This window comes from Alcaligenes sp. SMD-FA, from assembly GCF_025960365.1.
GTDB classification, from domain to species: domain Bacteria; phylum Pseudomonadota; class Gammaproteobacteria; order Burkholderiales; family Burkholderiaceae_B; genus Alcaligenes; species Alcaligenes aquatilis.
The window spans coordinates 3484894-3503154 of record NZ_CP110108.1 but is presented as its reverse complement, the minus strand read 5'-3'; the positions used below and the strand labels follow the sequence as shown (position 1 = coordinate 3503154).

Here is an 18261-nt window from a genome sequence, read left to right as displayed (position 1 = left end):
GCTATCGTGTTTTGGCGGCATAATGCGTGTCGCCGTCACGATAGGTAGTGCTTAAACGCTTATTAGACCGTGCATAGAGACAATTAAGTTTTAGCCGGGGAGTATTCATGTCGGAGTTGAACACAGGCAAAGGTCGGCGGTCCCGATCCTTCTATGTCTGGGTGTTGGTAGGGCTGCTGCTGACAGCAGGCCTTGTTTATTACGCCTTGTCTTCCCCTTCAGATACACCTACCCCCATGCGCGGGCCGCGCGGCATGATGGGGGCCACCAAAGTGCCGGTTCAGGTAGCCACAGTTAAGACGGGTTTGATCGACCAAACAGTCAATGCGATTGCCACGGTCAAGCCCTTGCAGACAGTTGCGGTACGCGGTGAGGTCGATGGCGTGCTGGAGCGTATTCACTTCAAGGATGGGCAGCGTGTGAAGGCCGGCGATTTGTTGGCCGAGATTGATCCGCGTACCTACCAAGTGCAACTGGATCAGGCCCGGGGACAACTGGCACAGAGTCAGGCTCAGTTGAAGGGGGCGCAGCAGGAGCTGGCTCGTCATCGCGTCCTGTTCCAACAGAATTCGATTGCTCGCCAGGCCTTGGAAACCAAGGAAACGGCTGTTCAGCAGTTGCAGGCTCAGATCAAATCCAATCAAGCAGAAGTCGCTCGAGCCCAAGTGCAACTGGATCGCACGCGCATCACGGCGCCCCTGGATGGCCGCTTGGGCCTGCGTAAGCTCGATCAGGGCAATCTGGTCTCTGCCGGTAATACCGACGGGATTGTCGTGATTACTCAGGTTGATCCCATCGGCGTGGAGTTTTCCTTGCCGCAGAACCAATTGAGCAGCCTGCTGGAGGCTATGAAACAAAGCGAGTCGCCTTTGCGTGTGTCCCTGATCGACAGCAAAGCTCAGCTCTTGTCGGATAAAGGCCGCTTGCAGGCTCTGGATAACCAGATCGATATCAATACCGGCACGCTGAGAGTGAAGGCCGAGTTTGATAACGACAACGAAACCCTGTTTGCCAATCAGTTCGTCAATGCCCGCGTCTTTTTGGGCCAGGAACAAGGTCTGCTGATTCCATCGCATGCGATACAGCGGGGTTCGGTAGGGACCTATGTGTACACCCTGGATGACGAGGATAAGGTTCATATTCAGGTGGTGGAGCTGGGTACTGCCACCCTGGAATCGACGCTGATTAAAACTGGCCTGAAAGAAGGCGATCGCGTGGTGGTGGAGGGCACTGACCGTTTGCGCGAAGGCTCGGAGGTCGACGTGATGCAGCAAGATGGCCAGGCCAAGGAAAAACCGGCACCAACTGATGCAGGCGCTCAAGCAGAGCAAGACACACGTTCGGGTGAGGGTCGCCGTCCACGTCCTGCAAGCGAGTAAGCCGTGAGCATGTCGCGTATCTTTATCCTGCGCCCGGTGGCTACCACCTTGGCGATGGTGGCTTTGCTGGTGTCCGGTTTGCTGGCCTATCGCATGTTGCCCGTGGCCGCTTTGCCGCAGGTCGATTACCCCACCATCCAGGTGGTTACGCTTTATCCGGGCGCCAGCCCGGATGTGGTGGCGGCCTTGATTACCTCACCGCTGGAGCGGCGCTTTGGCAGTATGTCTGGGCTGTCGCAGATGATTTCGTCCAGTTCGGGTGGGGCATCGCGCATTACCTTGCAGTTCGATTTGGGCTTGCCCCTGGATGTGGCCGAGCAAGAGGTGCAGGCGGCGATTAATGCCGCCTCTACGATGCTACCCAATGATTTGCCCGCGCCGCCTATCTATAACAAGGTCAATCCGGCTGACACCCCAGTTATTTCCCTGGCGGTGACCTCCCCCAATATGCCCTTGCACGAGGTACGTGACCTGATTGATGTACGGGTCGCACAAAAGCTCTCGCAGGTGACGGGTGTGGGTCTGGTCAGTATTGCGGGTGGCCAGGAGCCGGCCATGCGGATTCAGGCCGATCCCAACGCGTTGGCAGTGCGTAATCTGACGTTGAACCATCTGCGGCAAGCCGTGGTTGCAGCCAATGTGAACCAGCCTAAAGGTAATCTGGATGGGCCTCAGCGCTCCACCAGTATCGGCGCCAACGAGCAGTTGAAAACCGTACAGGATTACGAAAACCTGATCGTCAGCTATAAGGATGGTGCGGCTGTACGCCTGGGAGAGCTGGCCAAGGTGGTGCGGGACGCTCAGGATGTGCGTCAGGCTGCCTGGATGGGCACCGTGCCTGCGATCTTGTTGAATATTCAGCGACAGCCTGGGGCCAATGTCATTGATGTAGTGGACCAGATTCAAAGCCTGCTGCCGGAAATACGTCGTTCCTTGCCGGTTGGTGTGGATGTGACCGTGGCCACGGACCGGACCCAGACCATTCGGGACTCGGTTGACCATGTGCAAAAGGAAATGATGCTGGCCATCGTGCTGGTGGTGCTGGTGACGTTTGTGTTTCTGCGCACGTGGACCGCCACGCTGATCCCTAGTGTTGTCGTGCCTATTTCCTTGATCGCCACCTTTGCCATCATGCTGATGTGGGGCTTCAGTATTAATAACCTGACCCTGATGGCCTTGACGGTTGCCACAGGTTTTGTGGTTGATGATGCGATCGTGATGATTGAGAACATCGCCCGTTACATCGAAAAGGGCGAAACCGCTTTGCAAGCCGCCTTGAAGGGCGCGGCGCAGATTGGTTTTACCTTGCTGTCCTTGACCATCTCCTTGATTGCCGTGCTGATCCCGTTGCTGTTCATGAGCGACGTTATTGGCCGCCTGTTCCGTGAGTTTGCCATTACCCTGGCCGTCGCCATCTTGCTGTCCCTGTTCATTTCGCTGACGCTTACGCCCATGATGTGTGCGCGCATGCTCAAACCCGAGAACGAGCGCCAGTATGGCCGCTTCACCACCTGGTTGGGGAACCGGATGGACCGCATTATTGCGGCTTATGACCGTGGCCTGATTGTGGTGCTGCGTCACCAGACCTTGACCTTGTGGGTTGCGGTGGGGACGGTGGTCTTGACGGGCCTGCTGTACGTGATTGTGCCCAAAGGCTTTTTTCCACAACAAGATACCGGCTTGATTCAGGCCATTACCCAAGGGCCGCAAACCGCCTCGTTCCGCGCCATGGGCTATTTGCAGCAGCAAGCTGTGGCGATTGTGCTGGAAGACCCGGATGTAGAGGCCGTCACCTCATTTATCGGGGTAGATGGCACGAACGCCACCTTGAATAATGGCCGTTTGCAAATTGCCTTGAAGCCGATTGGCTCGGGCCGGGCCAGTGCCAATGAAATCATGGACAGGCTCAATGAGCGCTTGAAGGATATTCCCGACTTATCGGTGTATCAGCAGTCCATTCAGGAACTGACGGTAGACGACCAGATCAGTCGCAATGTGTACCAGATGGCTTTGTCTGACCCAGAGACGGAGGTGTTGACCACCTGGATGCCGCGTTGGCTGGATGCCGTCAATGCCTTGCCGCAGATTAAAGAGGCGTCCATGAGCCTGCAAAACGATGGCCTGCAGGTTCTGCTGGATATAGACCGGGATGCGGCGGCTCGTGTGGGCGTGACCAAAGCCAATATTGACGATGCGCTGTATGACGCCTTCGGACAGCGTTTGATTTCCACAATCTACACGCAGTCTGCCCAGTACCGGGTCGTGCTGGAGGTCAAGGATGAGTACCGCCAAGGCCCGCAGGATCTGGAAAATATCCATGTGATGACGGCAGCAGGCACACCCGTGCCGATTACGTCCTTGGCGCGGATCGATCTGGTGCCAACCACGCTATCGGTGGAGCGCTTGGGGCAGTTCCCGTCTGTGAATGTGTCCTTTGATCTGGCCGATGGTTATTCCTTGTCTGATGCCATTGAAGCGATTGAAACCGTGCCCGACCAGATTGGCATGCCCACCTCGATTGATACCCGCTATCTGGGTGCCGCCAAGGCGTTTCATGCTTCCTTGTCCAGCACACTGTGGCTGATGCTGGCTGCCGTGCTGACCATGTATATCGTGCTGGGTGTGTTGTACGAAAGCTATATCCACCCAATTACTATTTTGTCGACCTTGCCCTCGGCAGCGATTGGGGCGCTGCTGGCCTTGCTGTTGGCCGGACGGGATCTGGACATGGTGGGGGTAATCGGGATCATCCTGTTGATTGGTATCGTGAAAAAGAACGCCATCATGATGATCGACTTCGCTTTGGAGGCGCAGCGCGAGCAGGGTATGAGTCCTCAGGAGGCGATTCATCAGGCCGCCTTGCTGCGTTTTCGCCCCATTCTGATGACAACGCTGGCCGCCTTGTTCAGTGCCATTCCACTGATGCTGGCGACCGGCTCTGGCGCCGAGCTGCGCCAACCTTTGGGATTGGTGATGGTGGGCGGGCTGTTAGCCAGCCAGGTGTTGACCTTGTTTACGACGCCCGTTATCTACCTGTTCTTTGATCGCTTTACCCGCCGTGGTGCTCAGTCGGTACGCGAGTTGTCATGAAGCGTTTGCTAGGGCTGTTTATCTTCCGGCCAGTGGGCTCCAGCCTGCTGGCACTGGCCATGGTGCTCATGGGGGCTTTGGCCCTGCGTTTATTACCTGTGTCGTCGTTGCCGGAAATGGATTTTCCGGTGATCGCGGTCTCGGCCAATTTGCCCGGTGCCAGCCCTGAAACCATGGCCTCCAGTGTGGCCACCCCACTGGAGCAGGCACTAGGTTCCATTGCCGGTGTCTCTGAGATGAGTTCTCGCAGTAGCGAGGGTTCCACCCAGATCATACTGGTGTTCGATCTGGACCGAGATATTGAAGGGGCTGCCCGTGATGTGCAGGCCGCTATCAATCAGGCTCGCCCGATGTTGCCGTCGGGTATGTCCAGTGTGCCCACCTACGAGAAGGTCAACCCCTCGTCCATGCCTATCATGGTGCTGGCGCTGACGTCGCAAACGGCGAACAAGGCGCAGCTTTTTGATATGGCCAGTGGTATTGTCCAGCAGAAACTGGCTCAGATTCCGGGGGTGGGCTCGGTCGAGGTGGGCGGTGGCTCTTTGCCTGCGGTACGGGTGGGGCTGAACCCCAAGGCGTTGGCCTCGGCCGGTATTGCGCTCGATGATGTGCGCTCGGTGATCAATAACGCCAACAGCCTGCGTCCCAACGGCTATCTGGAAGGTGAGCAGGGCCAGTGGCAGATCAATTCGGGGAAACAATACAATCAGGCCCGTTTTTTTGAGCCCTTGGTTCTGAAGAATCAGGACGGGCAGGTTATCCGTTTGGGAGATGTCGCCAAGGTCGAGGACTCCGTCGAGAACATTCACAGCCTGGGGTATTGGAATAACCAGGAAGCTGTTTTGCTGATTGTGCGTCGGCAGGCCGGTGCCAACATTATTGAGACGGTCAATACTATCCGCGCGCGCTTGCAGGATATCGAGGAAATGCTGCCTAGCCAGGCGCAATTGACGGTGGCGCAGGATCGCACCCCCAGTATCCGCGCCACGCTGGAAGAGGCCCAACTGACGCTGATTATTGCGGTGGCCCTGGTGGTGCTGGTGGTCTTGCTGTTCCTGCGAAACTGGCGCGCTGCCTTGATCCCCGCTATCGCCGTGCCTGCTTCCTTGATTAGCACCTTTGCTTTCATGCATTTGTTCGGCTTTACGCTGAACACCATTTCCTTGATGGCCTTGATTGTGGCCACGGGCTTTGTGGTGGATGACGCCATCGTGGTGCTGGAAAGTATTATGCGTTACCTGGAAAAAGGCTTGTCCCCTATGCGGGCGGCCTTGCGCGGGACGCGGGAGGTGGGCTTTACGGTCACGGCCATGAGCCTGTCGCTGGTGGCGGTGTTTATTCCCTTGTGGTTGATCGGGGGATTGGCTGGGCGCCTGTTCATGGAGTTTGCCGTCACCTTGTGTACGGCCGTGCTGGTGTCCCTGGTGATCTCCTTGATGCTGACTCCCATGATGTCCGCCCGATTGCTGCGCCCAGGACCGCAAGAGCATGAGTCTACCCATCCCCTTAGTCGTTTTCTGGGCTGGATAGGCAGTGTCAGTTGGCGTGCTTACCGTCGCTCTTTGGATTGGGCGCTCAAGCATCATCGCCTGATGTTGTTTTCCTTGTTCGCCACGATAGGGTTGAATGTGTACCTGTATGCGGTGGTGCCCAAGGGGCTGTTTCCACAGCAGGATACCGGTCAGTTGATGGGGTTTTTCCGGGTCGATAGGGGCACCTCGTTCCAGTCCATGGAGCCTAAGCTGGAGTACTTCCGTTCCATCCTGAATCAGGACCCGGACATCCGTTCGGTGGCTGTCTTTGCCGGTGGTCGTAGTGGTAGCACCTCGTCCTTCATTCTGGTTGAGCTCAAGCCCATGGATGAGCGCAAAGCCAGCACAACAGATATTGTGAATCGCCTGCGCGATCCTTTATCCACCACGCCGGGTGCGCGCATGTTCATGGTGCCTCAGCAAGATATTCCGGTCGGTAGCGGCGGCGGCGGGCGCAGTGGCTCTTATGACTACTCCTTGCTGGGGAGCGACCTGGAGTTGCTGAAAACCTGGTTGCCCAAGGTTCAGCAGGCCATGGCCGAATTGCCTGAACTGGTAGACGTGGACACAGGCACGGATGACAAGGCTGGCCTGGTTCAACTGGAAATTGATCGGGATATGGCAACGCGCCTGGGCGTGGATATGTCCATGGTGGCAGGGACCTTGAACAACTCCTTCTCCCAGCGTCAGGTTTCCACAATTTTTGGACGGTTGAACCAGTATCACGTTGTCATGGAGGTCGAGCCGCGTTTTGCTCAGGATCTGGAGTCTTTGAAGGAGATTGAGGTCGTTGCCAAAGATGGCACGCGCGTGCCTTTGTCCGCCTTTACGCGCTTTACGACGGGCACCGCGCCGCGCAGCATTAACCACATGGGTTTGCTGGTGGCCGAGTCTGTGTCTTTTGGTTTGGCCGAAGGCGTCACCCTCAGTCAGGCGACAGAGGCCATTGAGCAGGCCATGGCCCGGATTCAGTTGCCTACCCGCGAGATTCAGGCCGGCTTTGAGGGCAATACGGCGCAGATGCTTGATGCCCTGGCCAAGCAACCCCTGATGTTCCTGGCCGCCTTGGTGGCCTTGTACATCGTGCTGGGGATGTTGTACGAGAGCTATATGCACCCGCTGACCATTCTGTCCACTTTGCCCTCGGCTGGGATTGGGGCCTTGCTGGCCTTGATGATGACCAGTGGCGAGTTCAATCTGATTGCCATGATCGGAGTATTTTTGTTGATTGGTATCGTCAAGAAAAACGCCATCATGATGGTGGACTACGCCTTGCAAATGGAGCGTGAGCGCGGCATGGGCTCGCGTGAGGCTATTTACGAGGCCTGCCTGGTGCGTTTCCGCCCCATCATGATGACAACCTTGTCCGCTATTTTTGGCGCTGTTCCTTTGATTCTGGCCTCCGGGCCGGGCGTGGAAATGCGCCAGCCGCTGGGTGTCACCATTGTGGGTGGTTTGGTGCTCAGTCAAATCCTGACTTTGTACACCACGCCCGTGGTTTATCTTTATCTGGATCGTTTGCGCCATCGCTTCATGCGCCGCAAGAACCAGACAAACTTGAATACATAAGCTGATATGCCTATTTCTACTGCCACGATGTTTCCGCGCTTTGCACTGGCTGGGATGGTGCTGCTCCTGTCCGCATGTGCCGTTGGCCCTGATTATCAGCGGCCTGAGGCCCCAGTGGGGGAGCACTTTCGGGAAAAGGTGCGTTCCACGGCCTGGAAGCAGGCTGAACCGGCTGACTTGAAGGATCGCGGCCCCTGGTGGGAAAGCTTTAATGACGGCGTGCTCAATACCTTGATGCAAAGCCTGAACGAGCAGAACTTTAGCTTGCAGCAAGCACAGGCACGCGTCCGGCAGGCGCAAGCCACCTTGTCCAACACGCGCTCGACTCTGTTTCCGAAAGTGGACAGCTCGGTCGGAACCACGCGACGGGGCGGCGGCTCGGGTGATACCAGCCAAAGCAGCAGCGCTTACGATGCCAGCATCACCGTGAATTGGGAAGTGGATTTGTGGGGGCGGATTCGCCGTCAGGTAGAAGCGGGTGACGCAGGTCTGCAAGCCAGTGCTGCGGATATGGCCGCCACGCGTTTGAGCCTGCAGTCGCAATTGGCCCAAACTTATTTGCAGTACCGCAGTGTGGAATCCAGCGAACGCGTGCTGGATGAAACTGTGGCCGCGTACGAGCGCTCTTTGCAAATTAATCAGAATCGTCTGGACGCCGGTTTTTCGGCCCCGGGAGACGTAGCGGCAGCCTTAAGTCAGCTTGAAAACGCACGTACTCAGCGCCTGGCTTTGAATCGTGAAAAGGCCTCCTATCAGCATGCCATGGCGGTGTTGGTGGGCCGTGCGCCGTCCCAGTTCGAGGTGGTGCCGCATGCGCCTTGGCCAGTGGCTCCGGATATTCCGGTGGGCTTGCCATCCAGCCTGCTGGAACGTCGCCCCGATGTGGCCCGGGCCGAGCGTCGTATGGCGCAGGCCAATGCCCAGATTGGTGTAGCCAAAGCCGCCTGGTTTCCCAGCTTGAGCCTGAAAGCCAGCGGGGGGTTTAGCAGCAGTGATTTAAGTGAATGGCTGACGGCACCCGCGCGTGTCTGGTCCCTGGGGCCTGCCTTCGCCCTGACCTTGCTGGATTTTGGAGCGCGTCGTGCACAAGTCGAGCAGGCCAAGGCCAGTTATGACGAACAATTGGCGGCTTACCGCCAGACGGTTCTGGATGCGCTGAAAGAAGTGGAAGATGCCTTGTCGGAGCGTAATGGCCTGGAGCTGGAGCAAGCCAGTCAGGCGCGTTCTCTGGCGGCGGCCCGCGAGTCTTTGCGGCTGACGCGCAATCAGTTTGATGCCGGGCTGGTGGATTTTCTGAGTCTGGCGCAAACCCAGGCCACGGCCCTGTCAGCCGAGCGGCAGGCCTTGGATCTGGAGTCTCAACGCTTGCGGGCGGCAGTCAAACTGATGGTGGCCTTGGGCGGCGGCTGGGATGCGCAAACCGGGCTGACTTCAGAGGAAGTTACAAAAGCGGGTATGAAGAAAACCGATGGGGCAGAGTCTGTCGCAGACGCATCAGGTCCTGCCGCCGAGTGATGCCCAAGGCCCAGGACGGGCTGGCAGGTTTGCTATGTCATGTAAGCCCGTTTCAGGAATAGGTGAACCAGACCTTGGAGACAGCCAATTCGCTGTGACTTTGAATGTTGCGAAGGCAAAAAAATACCCCAAGAGCGGAGTTGCCAGTCAGTTTCCGGGGTATTTTTTTAAAGCTTGGCTGAGGTTTTTGAACTTAGTCCTGGTCCATCCAGGCATATAGCCCGTCAACCCATTCCTTGCCGTCGTCCAAACCCAAGAGGGCGTGGATCTCTTCAGCACGTTGGTACAAATCATCAAAATCAATTTGTGGCGGGTCCACAAAGGCCAGGGCAACCAGATTCCCGTCATGGGTTTCAGGTAGCCAGACCACGGCAGAGAAGCTCTCTTGCAACGCATGCAGATTACGCGCATGTACCCGTTCCGACCCCAGTAAATTGACCGTCAATAGTCCTTGCGGCCTCAGAGCTTTGCGGCAGGCCTGGTAAAAGGCTTCGCTTTCCAGTGCAGGGTGCTCGGCCTGATCAGAGTAGACATCAACTTGCAGCACATCCAGCTCGCCATATACCGCGTCCAGATAGTCCAGCGCGTCTACCGTGTGTACGTTCAAGCGTTGGTCGTCGGGCGGTAAATTGAACAGCAGCCGGCTGGCTTGCACCACTTCCGGATTGATTTCCACCGCGTCGATACGCGCCTGGGGGAAATGCTGGTAGCAAAAGCGCGTCAGGCTGCCTGCGCCCAGGCCAAGCTGGGCAATACGGCGCGGATCGGTCTGGAACAAGCTCCAGATCATCATTTGACGGATGTAGTGCAGCTCCAACTGATCGGGAGCATCCAGGCGCATGGCGCCCTGCACCCAGGCCGAGCCCAGGTGCAGGTAGCGCACGCCTTCGTGTTCCGAAATAGAGACCTGCGGCATCATACCGGGTCGCTGTCCAGCATATGGCGTATACCGGCAATGCCGTGTGCGCCGTGATTGCGGGCTTGAGCCAGAGTGTTGGCCGATTGTCCGCCGATTGCAAACACAGGCAGGCCAGCTTGTTCGGCCAGACTGGCAAAACGGGCCCAGCCCATACCGGGATCGCCGGGATGAGAGGCGGTTTCCAGGACATGGCCCAGAACCAGAAAGTCCGCCTGGATTTTGCGGGCTATTTCAATATCACTTTCATTGTGCGTGGACATGCCGATCAAGCCTTTGCTGATCGCGGGAAATGTCGCCAGGGTGTCGTGGCATTTCGCAGACAGGGCTTGGGCGTCGCTGGCGCGCAAGTGCACACCATCGGCGTGGTCCCACCAGCTCTCGGGGTGCAGACTGTTGACCAGGCAGCGCGCTTGGTAACGCTGGCACAGGTTCACCACTTGCAGAAACGCCTGGTGCAAATGGAACTCGGCATCAGGTCGGGCAGCCCAGGCAGGCTCACGAAACTGAACCAGGGCCGGGCCTTGTTGCAGAGCTTGTTCCAGTTGTTCCAGATAGGCGGGTAAGCGGGCTGGCTCGTCGATGTTGCTAATCAGATAGCGTTCGGGCAGTTGCAGCCATTTCAGCGGCGGTTCGGTAGCAGGCAGTACAGGGCCGACTTCCAATGGACCTTTAGGGTTGACCCAGGCAAGCTCCTGGCCTTCCAGGCACTGTGGTTCGCCTTCCCATTCCCGCACCAGACAGAAAGAGAGTTTGACGAAGTTCTTGGGGTATTCGTGTGTATAGGTGACCCAGGGGTGTGCGTGGGTCGTTTCAATGCCGAGTTCTTCGCGCAGTTCCCGTACCAGTGCCTGTACGACGCTCTCGCCCGCTTCAATCTTGCCGCCAGGCAATTCCCACCAGCCTGGCCAGGGTTTATCGGCTGGGCGTTTTCCCAGTAGCACTTGGCCGTGTTGGTTCAGTAAAACGCCAACGGCCACTTCCAACGTGGGTTTAGACATGTCTAGCGGTCCAATCTCTAGCAAATTGACGTGCTACCCGGCCGGAGCGCGAGCCACGTTCCAGAGCCCATTGCAAGGCTTCCGTACGCGAGCTTTCGATGTGTTCTGCAGGGCAACCCAATGCGCCCAGCCAGTAATACACAATGTCCAGATAGTCGTCTTGTTTAAAGGGGTAAAACGACAACCATAGTCCAAAGCGCTCGGATAGGGATACCTTTTCTTCAACGGCCTCACCGGGGTGGATCTCGCCGTCTGCGGAAGTGGAGGTGCTCAGGTTCTCCTTCATGTATTCAGGCATCAGGTGACGTCGGTTGGACGTGGCGTAGATCAGTACATTGTCGCCAGGGGAGGCCAGTGAGCCGTCCAGCACGGATTTGAGCGCCTTGTAACCGGCTTCGCCTTCTTCAAAAGACAGGTCGTCGCTGAAGATGATGAAGTGTTCGGGGCGCTTGCTGATCAGGTCAATGATGTAACCCAGATCGCCTAGATCGGACTTGTCCACCTCGATCAGGCGCAGGCCCTGGTCGGCAAATTTGGCCAGCATGGCTTTGACCAGCGAGCTTTTTCCCGTCCCGCGCGCACCGGTCATCAAGACGTTATTGGCGGGTTTGCCTGCCAGAAAATGGCGGGTGTTGCGCTCAATAATGCTTTTTTGGCGTTCGATATGGTGCAGATCGTCCGGTTGGATGGTGGCGACGTGCGAGACACCTTCCAACCAGCCACGCGTACCATTGGTGCGCCAGCGAAATGCCACGCAATCCCAGTTGACAGGGGGGGGAGCAGGGGGGAGCCAGGCTTCCAATTGAGCGAGAACCCGCTCGGCCCGGCTGATCAGGGTACTCAGGTCTTGCGAGCTCAAGACGGTCTCCGTTTCAGGTTGAAACGCTTATTATCGCTAATTTGGCACCTTTTTCTGCGATCACTGTTGTGCTGGACGCGTAACAATGGGCCCAAAGCGATTCAAGATCGTATAATCACTCAGTTATGGTTGGCCGCTACGGGCCCCCTCCCTTACTCGTCCGGAATTCTGTTTTGAACCTGTCCACCCTGATTGAACCTATTGCCGACGACATGAAGGCTCTTGATGTCGTCATTCGTGAGCGCTTGAATTCGGATGTGGTGCTGATACGCACAATCGGCGAATACATCGTTAGTGCGGGTGGCAAACGTATGCGTCCCGCGCTTTTGTTGCTGGTAGCCCGCGCACTGGCTTATCAGGGGAACACGCATCATTTGCTGGCTGGCGTTGTGGAGTTCATCCACACGGCCACCTTGCTGCACGACGATGTCGTTGATGAATCCGATATGCGTCGCGGTCGCCACACGGCCAATGCCGTCTATGGCAATGCAGCCAGTGTGTTGGTGGGCGACTACCTGTACTCGCGCTCTTTCGAGATGATGGTGCAGTCGAACTCCATGCCTGCCATGGCTGTGTTGTCAGCAGCCACCACGGTGATCGCTGAAGGCGAGGTCTTGCAACTGCTGAACGTACACGACCCGGACGTTTCTCTAGAGCGTTACCTGCAAGTCGTGCGCTACAAGACAGCCAAACTGTTTGAGGCGGCCGCGCAAGTTGGCGCGATTGTGGCCGGAGCTTCGCCCGAGATGGAAGAGGCCATGGCTGCGTATGGTCGTCACCTGGGTACGGCCTTTCAACTGGTTGATGATGTGCTCGATTACACCGGTGATGCCCAGGCATTGGGCAAGAACGTGGGTGACGATCTGCGCGAAGGCAAGCCCACTATGCCACTGATCCGTGTCATGGAAGTGGGGACACCCGAACAAGTCCAGTTGATCAAGTCCGCCATTGAAACCGGTGATGCGGATTTTGCGGCAGTGGCCCAGGCCATTGAGCAAACTGACGCGTTGGCGTACACCCGCGAAGCGGCCAAGGCGGAAGCCCAATTGGCGGTGCAGGCTCTGGCGGATGTGCCTGAGAGCGAATTCAAGCAGGTATTGCTCAGCTTGTGCGCGTTTTCCATCGAACGCGATCGCTAAGCATCACCTTTTCCCCAACCCGCCGGCAGGCGGGTTTTTTTTTAATAAGGCGGGCCGATTAACGGAAATAGGCGTCATTAGGCGTCTGTTCATGTTATTTTTCTCGGTTTTGCTACGCTGTTGGTGGTCATGCCTTTGTCCCACAAGGACGAAGTAGCAACGATAGACACGCCTATTTGAACAAACTGGTTTGAAGCCTCTGTCAGACACATAGGTGCAGGCCCCTTATTCCAAAGATGTAAGGAACGGATAGATGAATATTCAGCTCGATATAGCGCAAACGGTCGGTTTAGCGGCTGTTTTTCTCGTGCTGGGAGAATATATAAAGAATCGCGTTGCTGTGCTGGCCCGCTATTTCATTCCCAGCCCCATTATTGGCGGTTTGGTTTTTGCATTGATTGCCCTGGTGGGTCACGAGACGGGTTCGTTTCACTTCTCTTTCAACGACGATATACGCAACTTCTTGTTGATGGCCTTTTTTACCACCATTGGCTTTTCAGCAAGTTTCGAGCTGTTGAAAAAGGGGGGGCTGGCAGTGGCCCTGTTTTTGGGCTGTGCGGTTGTCCTGATTATTCTGCAAAACGTGATGGGTGTCACCCTGGCCGCTTTGATGGATGCCAATCCCTTGCTGGGCCTGGCGGCCGGTTCGGTCGCCATGACAGGAGGTCACGGGACCTCCGCCGCTTTTGGCCCCTTGCTGGAGAACGCAGGTGCTGTGGGGGCCTTGCCCGCTGCCATTGCCGCGTCGACCTGGGGGCTGGTGATGGGGTGTGTCATTGGTGGTCCTTTGGGCCGACGCCTGATGAAAAAACACAAGATTGACGGCCCTGCACCACACCGTCGTCATCGTCGCCAGCATGAAGGTGCAAACGTACCCCATGCTATGCAAGCCCAGGTTAAAGAAACCGTTCAGCTTGATGATGGTGGCTTTGAAATGCCGGTCTACGCGGTCGTTCTGCTGTCCATTGCGATTGGGGTGGGCAGTGTCATCATCGAATGGTTGGGTGAGCGCGGCATCGTGCTGCCTGCCTACCTGGGGTCCATGCTGGTGGCAGCCGTTATCCGTAATGTGATTGATTGGCGTCGTTACCGCTTGCCGGAAAAAGAGTTTGAAATTATCGGCAACGTGTCGCTGGCTTTCTTCCTGGTCATGGCATTGATGGTGATGAAGTTGTGGGAACTGGCTCAAGTGGCCGGTCCCTTGCTGGTGATCCTGATTGCCCAGACCGTGATGATGTACTTCTTTGCCCGATATGTGACCTTCAATGTCATGGGCAAGGACTATGACGCTGTTGTGATGTCGGCCGGGCATTGTGGTTTCGGCATGGGGGCAACGCCGAACGCCATGGCCAATATGCAGGCTTTCACGGAAGATAATGGCCCCTCGCGCAAGGCCTTTTTTGTGATTCCCTTGGTGGGCTCCTTGTTCATCGATTTTTTCAACGCCGTGATTATCACCGGCTTTGTGAACTTTCTGACGTAAGCGCGCAAGGCTCAGGCCGCGCCGAACGGCGCGGCAGTGTCTCGTGGCCGGACGCTTGGACGTCACGGACAGGGGGTGTGTGAATTTTGCTCGGGACGGCTTGGGCCAAGGCGATGTCCGAACCTTAGCGTCCGCCGTTTTTTGATGGGCAAGATGGCAAGACCACCTCTGTAAGCGATCCGTTCAGGCTTTGTTAAGCACATCCCTTAAGGCCTCGGACAGTTCAGGGTGACGCCAACTGAAACCCGCTTGCTGGGCGCGTTGCGGAATCAGTCGTTGTCCGCCCAGCAGCAGAACAGACATCTCTCCCAATGCCAGCCGTAGCACCCAGGCCGGGGCATGAAACAGGGCTGGCTTGCCCAGCTCTTGCGCCAGGATGCGGGTGAACTCCGCATTGCGCACAGGCTGCGGCGCACACGCGTTATAGGGGCCTTCACAGCTTTGATTGTGCAAAAGGTAGTCGATGAGAGCGACCTGGTCTTCAATGTGTATCCATGGCATCCACTGCTGACCATCACCTAGTCTGGCACCCAATCCCAGCTTGAACGAGGGCAGGAGCCGAGCCAATATTCCTGCATTGTTGGCCAAGACGGGTGCGGTGCGTAGCAAGACCACGCGTACCCCCCATTGGCGTGCCTGTTCGGCCTCTTGCTCCCAGGCCACACAAAGTTGGCTGCCGAAGTCTTTGTGGCTTGGTGCACTGTCTTCGGATAAAGGCTGTTGCCCACCGTCTCCGTACCAGCCTGTGGCTGAGCCCGAGATCAATATGGGCGGCACCGACGCTTGCTGCCCCATCCAGTCCACCAGGCGGCGAGTCAGATCCACACGACTACGCCACAGAAGCTGGCGGCGTGAATCAGTCCAGCGTTGATTGGCAATCGGGGCCCCAGCCAAGTTGATGACGGCGTCAAATGGCGCGTTGCCATTTAGCTCTTCAAGAGTGGCTACGCCTTTTGCGCCCGGGCATAACTGGGGAACTTGCTGCGGGGTGCGGCTCCATACCCAGAGTTCATGGCCCTGAGCTTGCCATTGTTGGCAAAGGGCCTGTCCAATGAGGCCGGTGCCCCCGGTCAGAAGGATGCGCATCGGATTCTCCGTGTTTAACAGTGAGCCGCCGGTGAAATTACATGCCGGTGACACGGCGTACCGCCCAGAAATACCAGCTATCTGGCAAGCATCGCATGAGTTTGACCCAGCCAGTGAAACGGCGAGGAAAGTTCATTTCAAACTGTCCCTGTTTCCAGCCGTGCAAGATATGCTGCGCCGCTTCTTCGGGGGTGATCAGTGCGGGCATCTTGAAACTGTTTTGTGCAGTTAATGGGGTGTCCACAAACCCCGGGTTGATAATGGAAACACCCAGCCCCAAAGGGTGCAGGTCCAGGTAGAGGTTTTCGGCCAGGTTGTTCAGCGCCGCTTTGGTGGGGCCGTAGGCCAGGGACATCGGCAGCCCTCGATAGCCGGCCACGCTGCCGACTAAAGCCAGGTGACCGCGTCCGGCTGCAAGCAACATCGGCAGAACCGTGTCCAGCAGGTGCAGTGCGCCGACATAGTTAACGTCCAGATGTCGCTGCATTTCAAGCAGATCGAATTGCGTCGCTCGTTGAGGCTGGTATCTGCCAGCGCAATACAGCACCAGGTCCGGGGCCTTGTCCGCGTAGGCTTGAACCATTGTCTTGGCCGCCACCATGGAGTCGAGTTGGGTGACATCCAGCGGTACGGCCAGAAAGCCATCTCGGCCATCAGCCAGGGTGTGCAGTGCATCGGCATCTCTGGCCGAGATGATGACACGTGCTCCTTGGGCATGGAGTGCTTGTGCGGTGGCTTTGCCTATGCCCGATGAGGCGCCGACAATCCAGGCGCATTTGCCTTGCCATTGACTGATCGGCGGGTTGAGTTTTGTGTGCAGCAGTGCCATCACACTTACTCCTTAGTGAAGGACAAGGTTACGTCACCAAGATGAAAACCAAATTTGCTCATGGCGGCGCGGTTGAGCATGGTGCGACCATCCATCAAATACATCCAGTCGTCCATGTTGACGTTCCAGACTTTGCCGTCCACGGGCAGTGCCAGCACATAATTCCAATGGAAGGCGTTGCCCGCGGTCTGCCCTTGTGCTTGTCCCACCACGTCGTCCGCGCGCCCGGTGTAATGGCCGTCACCCAGATATTTCAAATGCCAGATCCGTTGCTGTGTGGTGCCATCACTGTAGACAAAGTGCTCATCGAGCACGCCTTCATCGCCATTCCAGGTGCCTGTCATGCGCACGGTGAAGCGTTTGACCACTTTGCCGGAGCGGTCTGTGAACAAGCCGTGGGCGGTCAAGGGCCCGTTGAAATACTGACGCAGGTCCAGTTCGGGACGCTCCTGGGCATAGTCCTGTACGGTGGGCCCTACACACCCGGCCAGCAATCCGGTGAGTGTCAGTCCCAGAATGGCGCGCCGCCAGGGCAGGGTCGAGACACGGCATGTTGTCAATTTCATATCAGTCTCCAGGAGGTGTGCAGGTGCTCAGCGCGCCATAGGCATGCCCACGCCAGCAGTTTGAACAGGCAGGGAAGGCCACCATAGGTCCAGGCCAGTGCCTGCAGGCCTGCCGGGTCGGTCGTGCCGCTGTGGTAACCCAGAAAGGCGAGCAGCGGCAGACACAGCCCGGCGGCTAAAGCCAGATTGAGCTTGGTGGCACAAGCCCACCAGCCCAGATATCGTCCTTCGCCCGAGCCACCGTGACCGGACTCATGGATGACACCGGTCAGCAAAGCGCCTGGCAGTGCCAGATCCGCGCCAAGGGCAAGCCCGCTTGCCAGGCAGATAAGGATGAAGACCTTGTCGTCACCAGCATCAAGCCAGGGTGTTAGCGAAAAGGCGATGATGCTTGCCAGCATGCCAGCGCGCCAACTGGGGGCGAGGCCCCAGCGCGAAACGGCCTTGATCCACAGTGGCAGCCCGGCCGCCGCAGCACCGAAATAACACAAGAGGAAAAGTGGTTGCATATCGGCTGCCTGCAGACGGTCCGTTACGAAAAACGGGAGCAGGGTGGCGGGTATGGCAGCGGCCACACCGTTGAGCATGAAGACTGATAACAGCCGGCGGAAACTGGCATCTGCCCAGGGTGAGGTGGCCTGAGCAGGTCTGATGTGACGATGTCCGTAACGTGTTGGGCTTGCTGTGAATCGTTGCAAGCTATGCAGTCCGAGCAAGCCTAGGGCAAGAGCCAGAAAAAGCACGATACTGGTCACGTCAAAGCCCAGCCAGGTAGGCAAGATGCTGGCCAGCAGGACACCGGCAAGCGTGGCGCCTTCCCGCCATGCTGTCACTCGTGCGCGCCAATGGGGGTCACCTCCCCAACGGGTACCCCAGGCCTGATGCAGTATGCTCACGGCGCTATAGGCCAGGGTGCATACCAGTAGGCTGACCGCCAGCCAGACTAGCGCCCCCTCTTGAACAGCCAGGGGAGGATGCCACAAGGCGGCAAACCCCAAGACCATGATGACACTGCCCAGCACGGCTGCCAGCCAGGCTTGACGTTGTCCTCGATGCAAAAGGCGATCGGCCAGGCGTCCCAATGCGGGATCGAGCACCGCGTCAATGGCTCGAGTGGCAAGCAGTACGGCACCCAGACTGGCCAGGGGCACGCCCGCCACCGCTGCATAGTAATGAGGCAGGTTGACGTATAAAGGCAGCGACACAAAAGCCAGCGGTAGGCCAAGACTGCCGTAAGAGAGCCCTGTACGCCAGTGCAGCGGTGTGGAGGGGCCAAGTTCTTGGGAGGGCATGATGT

General features: G+C 57.5%; 13 protein-coding genes. 6 read left to right on the top strand and 7 right to left on the bottom strand.

The window, feature by feature from the left end:
- The first annotated feature begins 107 nt into the window (after positions 1-107).
- Genes OKX01_RS16170 through OKX01_RS16155 form a run of 4 tightly spaced genes read left to right on the top strand, consistent with a single transcriptional unit; the run spans position 108 to position 9085 of the window.
- A complete protein-coding gene (locus OKX01_RS16170) occupies positions 108-1379 on the top strand; it encodes an efflux RND transporter periplasmic adaptor subunit (RefSeq protein ID WP_094197810.1) in 1272 nt (423 codons plus the stop codon).
- A 3-nt stretch (positions 1380-1382) separates the two neighbouring features.
- On the top strand, positions 1383-4469 hold the full coding sequence (locus OKX01_RS16165; RefSeq protein WP_094197809.1) for a multidrug efflux RND transporter permease subunit: 3087 nt from the start codon (positions 1383-1385) through the stop codon (positions 4467-4469).
- On the top strand, positions 4466-7570 hold the full coding sequence (locus tag OKX01_RS16160; RefSeq protein WP_094197808.1) for an efflux RND transporter permease subunit: 3105 nt from the start codon (positions 4466-4468) through the stop codon (positions 7568-7570). The genes OKX01_RS16165 and OKX01_RS16160 overlap by 4 nt, the downstream gene beginning before the upstream one ends.
- 6 nt (positions 7571-7576) lie before the next feature.
- Positions 7577-9085 (top strand): efflux transporter outer membrane subunit, encoded by a 1509-nt coding sequence (locus OKX01_RS16155; RefSeq protein WP_094197807.1) that lies wholly within the window; start codon positions 7577-7579, stop codon positions 9083-9085.
- Between the two features lie 193 nt (positions 9086-9278).
- On the opposite strand, the gene OKX01_RS16150 is transcribed toward OKX01_RS16155, so the two are convergent.
- Genes OKX01_RS16150 through OKX01_RS16140 form a run of 3 tightly spaced genes read right to left on the bottom strand, consistent with a single transcriptional unit; the run spans position 9279 to position 11861 of the window.
- Positions 9279-10004 (bottom strand): spermidine synthase, encoded by a 726-nt coding sequence (locus OKX01_RS16150; protein ID WP_199827840.1) that lies wholly within the window; start codon positions 10002-10004, stop codon positions 9279-9281.
- Positions 10001-11002, bottom strand: a complete 1002-nt coding sequence (locus tag OKX01_RS16145; protein WP_094197806.1) for a Nudix family hydrolase — start codon at positions 11000-11002, stop codon at positions 10001-10003. The genes OKX01_RS16150 and OKX01_RS16145 overlap by 4 nt, the downstream gene beginning before the upstream one ends.
- Positions 10995-11861, bottom strand: a complete 867-nt coding sequence (locus OKX01_RS16140; protein ID WP_094197805.1) for an ATP-binding protein — start codon at positions 11859-11861, stop codon at positions 10995-10997. Before OKX01_RS16140 ends, OKX01_RS16145 begins: the two co-directional genes overlap by 8 nt.
- A 173-nt stretch (positions 11862-12034) precedes the next feature.
- Between OKX01_RS16140 and ispB the strand changes: the two genes are divergently transcribed.
- Positions 12035-13000: an octaprenyl diphosphate synthase gene (gene ispB / locus OKX01_RS16135; RefSeq protein ID WP_094197804.1), complete on the top strand. Its 966-nt coding sequence runs from the start codon at positions 12035-12037 to the stop codon at positions 12998-13000.
- 253 nt (positions 13001-13253) lie between these two features.
- The gene (gltS, locus tag OKX01_RS16130) at positions 13254-14483 is read left to right on the top strand and encodes a sodium/glutamate symporter (protein ID WP_121739656.1); all 1230 of its coding nucleotides are present in this window, start codon (positions 13254-13256) and stop codon (positions 14481-14483) included.
- Positions 14484-14666: 183 nt separating this feature from the next.
- Here gltS and OKX01_RS16125 read toward each other — a convergent pair whose 3' ends face one another.
- Genes OKX01_RS16125 through OKX01_RS16110 form a run of 4 tightly spaced genes read right to left on the bottom strand, consistent with a single transcriptional unit; the run spans position 14667 to position 18256 of the window.
- Positions 14667-15569, bottom strand: coding sequence for a TIGR01777 family oxidoreductase (locus OKX01_RS16125; protein ID WP_094197802.1), 903 nt, complete (start codon positions 15567-15569; stop codon positions 14667-14669).
- 37 nt (positions 15570-15606) lie between these two features.
- Complete coding sequence (locus OKX01_RS16120) at positions 15607-16398, bottom strand: SDR family NAD(P)-dependent oxidoreductase (RefSeq protein WP_094197801.1); 792 nt, start codon at positions 16396-16398, stop codon at positions 15607-15609.
- Positions 16399-16403: 5 nt separating this feature from the next.
- Positions 16404-16964, bottom strand: coding sequence for a DUF3833 domain-containing protein (locus tag OKX01_RS16115; protein ID WP_094197800.1), 561 nt, complete (start codon positions 16962-16964; stop codon positions 16404-16406).
- A complete protein-coding gene (locus OKX01_RS16110; protein ID WP_264672068.1) occupies positions 16961-18256 on the bottom strand; it encodes an MFS transporter in 1296 nt (431 codons plus the stop codon). Before OKX01_RS16110 ends, OKX01_RS16115 begins: the two co-directional genes overlap by 4 nt.
- Positions 18257-18261 lie beyond the last annotated feature (5 nt).

Coding starts and splice junctions, on each gene's coding strand:
- OKX01_RS16170 (WP_094197810.1), top strand. CDS start 108: ATGTCGGAGTTGAACACAGGCAAAGGTCGGCGGTCCCGATCCTTCTAT.
- OKX01_RS16160 (WP_094197808.1), top strand. CDS start 4,466: ATGAAGCGTTTGCTAGGGCTGTTTATCTTCCGGCCAGTGGGCTCCAGC.
- OKX01_RS16155 (WP_094197807.1), top strand. CDS start 7,577: ATGCCTATTTCTACTGCCACGATGTTTCCGCGCTTTGCACTGGCTGGG.
- OKX01_RS16150 (WP_199827840.1), bottom strand. CDS start 10,004: ATGATGCCGCAGGTCTCTATTTCGGAACACGAAGGCGTGCGCTACCTG.
- OKX01_RS16145 (WP_094197806.1), bottom strand. CDS start 11,002: ATGTCTAAACCCACGTTGGAAGTGGCCGTTGGCGTTTTACTGAACCAA.
- gltS (WP_121739656.1), top strand. CDS start 13,254: ATGAATATTCAGCTCGATATAGCGCAAACGGTCGGTTTAGCGGCTGTT.
- OKX01_RS16125 (WP_094197802.1), bottom strand. CDS start 15,569: ATGCGCATCCTTCTGACCGGGGGCACCGGCCTCATTGGACAGGCCCTT.
- OKX01_RS16120 (WP_094197801.1), bottom strand. CDS start 16,398: ATGGCACTGCTGCACACAAAACTCAACCCGCCGATCAGTCAATGGCAA.
- OKX01_RS16115 (WP_094197800.1), bottom strand. CDS start 16,964: ATGAAATTGACAACATGCCGTGTCTCGACCCTGCCCTGGCGGCGCGCC.
- OKX01_RS16110 (WP_264672068.1), bottom strand. CDS start 18,256: ATGCCCTCCCAAGAACTTGGCCCCTCCACACCGCTGCACTGGCGTACA.